The sequence below is a fragment of the Nitrososphaerota archaeon genome, assembly GCA_016872055.1.
Classification (GTDB): Archaea; Thermoproteota; Nitrososphaeria; order Nitrososphaerales; family Nitrosopumilaceae; genus Nitrosotenuis.
Genome location: VHBH01000027.1, coordinates 1 through 2,858, shown reverse-complemented (window position 1 = coordinate 2,858; position 2,858 = coordinate 1). Strand labels below are relative to the sequence as shown.

At 64.6% G+C, this 2,858-nt stretch carries 2 protein-coding genes; one reads left to right on the top strand and one right to left on the bottom strand.

The features are described from left to right. The first annotated feature begins 244 nt into the window (after positions 1 to 244). A complete protein-coding gene (locus FJ354_07140; GenBank protein ID MBM3906425.1) occupies positions 245 to 1,576 on the top strand; it encodes an IS1182 family transposase in 1,332 nt (443 codons plus the stop codon). Positions 1,577 to 1,641: 65 nt separating this feature from the next. Here FJ354_07140 and FJ354_07135 read toward each other — a convergent pair whose 3' ends face one another. After that, entirely contained in the window at positions 1,642 to 2,715 is a 1,074-nt protein-coding gene (locus FJ354_07135; protein ID MBM3906424.1) for an IS630 family transposase, read from the bottom strand. Positions 2,716 to 2,858 lie beyond the last annotated feature (143 nt).

Sequence of the window (2,858 nt, the reverse complement as noted above, 5' to 3'; positions counted from 1 at the left end):
GGGGGCGGGAACCAGCTTGCGATACTCGCCGCTCAGGAGCGTCCCGAGCGAATCCCATTCGCGACCGCTGGCGGCCGAGCAATGCACGAGCACGACGGGCTCGCCGGTGAGGCTATCGGTATAGGCGATCGAGCGCGAGGCGGTGTCGGTGGGGATCATCGGTCGTCTCCCTGGATCGCGGGGCTAGGAGCCTGTCCAAGTAGTCGCTTTTCGAGGGTTAGCGAATCTGATTCCTTGCAGGTCCATGAGCAAGGAATTTCGCCCCTGGAAGATCGACGAGGCGCAGCTTCTGCCGCCGAGCGTGCAGGACTATGTGGCCAAGGACCACCTATCGCGGCTGATCGTGTCGTTGGTGCGCGAGAGCCTGGATCTTTCGGAGATCGAGGGCAGCTACCGGAGCGTGCTGGGCCAGCCGCCGTTTGATCTGGGGATGATGACTGCGCTGCTGCTGCACGGCTACGCCAGCGGGGTGTACTCCTCGCGGCGGATCGCCCGGGCGGCGGTTGAGCGAGCTGACTTCATGATGATCGTGGCGGGGGACGCGCCGGACTTCCGGACGATTTCTCTGTTCCGCCAGCGGCACCTGAAGGCGCTGGCGTCCTTGTTTGTGCAGGTATTGCGGCTGGCGGAGAGGGCCGGCCTGGTCAAGCTCGGGCATGTGTCGCTGGACGGGACCAAGATCAAGGCGAACGCCTCCAAGCACAAGGCGATGAGCTACGAACGCATGAAGAAGCGGGAAGCGGAGCTTGCGGCGGAGGTGGATCGCTGGCTGAAGGCGGCCGAGGCTGCCGATGCAGAGGAGGACAGGCTGCACGGCAGCAAGCGCGGCGATGAGATGCCCGATTGGGTCGCCGACAAGCAGAAGCGGCTGGCGAAGATTCGCGAGGCCAAGGCGGCGCTGGAAGCAGAGGCCAAGGCTGCGGCCGCGGAGGAGACACGGCGGCGGGCCGAGGCAGAGGCCAAACGCAAGGCAGAGGGCCGCAAGAAGAATGGCAAGACGCCGGCGCCGCCGAGTCAGGACCCTGATGGCAAGGCGCAGCGGAACTTCACCGACCCGGAAAGCCGGGTGCTGTTGACCAAGGATGGCTACATCCAGGGCTACAACGCACAGGCGGCGGTCGACGGCGCTGCCCAGGTGATCGTCGCCCATGGGCTCACTGCGAGCATGAGCGACCAGGGCCAGCTCGTGGAGCTGGTCGATGGCATCAGGGCCAACCTCGGCCACATGCCTAAGGAGGCGTCGGCCGACAGCGGCTATCTGAGCGAGGCGAACCTCGAGGCCTTGGCCGATCGCGACATCGGCGCCTACCTCGCAACCGGACGAGCCAAGCACCCGGCCGAGGCCAAACGAAAAGCCACCGGCCCGCTGACCCTGGCCATGAGAGACAAGCTCAAGCGGGCAGGATGGCGAAGCAGGTACAGGTTAAGAAAGCAAATCGTCGAGCCGGTGTTCGGTCAGATCAAGCAGGCGAGAGGGTTCAGACAGTTCCTGCTGCGGGGCGTCGAGAAAGTGAAGGCCGAATGGGCCCTCATCTGCACCGCTCACAACCTCTCAAAGCTCCACAGGGCGGCCTGAGCGGCCTGCCCCTCACACAAGCGCCTCGCGCCGGAGCTACTTGGACAGGCTCCTAGTACCCGGAATCACAATTGGCTGATACGTCGGTCTTTGAAGCGGCGTTGATGGACGTTTGTCTTGGTCCAGACGAACGGCTTGGCGTTCTGGTTGTAGGTTTGGATGAAAGCATCGATGTGCTCCCGGAGCTGCTTGATCGAGACGAAAGAGGTGCCGCGCAGAGACTTGCCTTGGAGGATCGAGAACCAAATCTCGACCTGGTTGAGCCAGGAGGCGCGCGTCGGCGTGAAATGGAAGTGAACGTTGGGATGACGCTGGAGCCAGCGATCGATCTTGGGTTTGTGGGTGCTGAGGTTGTCGAGGACGACATGGATGGCGGTGTCAGTCCTGGGATAGGCGGCGACGACCTCATTCATAAAATCGAGGAACTCGACGCGCCGCCGCCGGTTCTTGTGCACGGCGGTGATCTTGCCGGTGGCGACCTCGAAGGCGGCGAACAACGTCGAGGTGCCGTGGCGCGTGTAATCGTGGCTCCGGCCGGTCAGCGTCCTCCCGTTGGCCAGCTTCAGGTAGCCCTGCGCCCGCTCCAGCGCCTGGATCGAGGGCTTCTCGTCGACGCAGATGACGATGGCATTGTCGGGCGGCGCCAAGTAGAGCCCGATGATATCGGCGGCCTTGGCGACGAACTCAGGGTCGCTGCTCTCGCACCAGGATTTACGCCCGGCGAGATCGATCTTCTGCTCGCGCAGGAAGCGCCAGACCCGCTGCTCATGCACATCGCCCAGGGCGGTCGCCAGCAGCGGTCCAGTCCAGCGGGCATATCCCTGGGGCGGCGACCGATCCAGAAGCTCCAGAATGCGCCGGCCGGTTGTGGCGCCATACTTCGGCGCCGGGCCAGGGTGCGGCCGGTCGTCCAATCCAGTGAGCCGTTCGCGCGCGAAGCGCCCTCGCCAGCCGCTGACCGTGCGCGGCATCGTGCCAAGCTCGTGGGCAATCGACCGCGTCGAGCGTCCTTGGGCAGCCAGTAGCACAATCCGCGCCCGAAACACTTGCCGCTGTTCCGTCGTCGGCGCACGGAGCCGAGCCTCAAGCACCGCGCGCTCCTCCGGCGTCAGCCGGACTACCACTGCATCGGCTATCATCCCAATGTTGAATCATGAATCAGATCTCCGCGAAAGCGGGTACTAGTTGGAGCGTGGCCGGCGAAGCCGATCGGCGTAGCGCAGCCGGCCATGCGGCGAATGCAGGCACGAACACTTCCGGTGCAGGCGGTTTGTAGCCGAGC

What these genes read in the sequence shown, in the direction of transcription:
- FJ354_07140 (MBM3906425.1), top strand. Translation starts at nt 245, where the DNA reads ATGAGCAAGGAATTTCGCCCCTGGAAGATCGACGAGGCGCAGCTTCTG.
- FJ354_07135 (MBM3906424.1), bottom strand. Translation starts at nt 2,715, where the DNA reads ATGATAGCCGATGCAGTGGTAGTCCGGCTGACGCCGGAGGAGCGCGCG.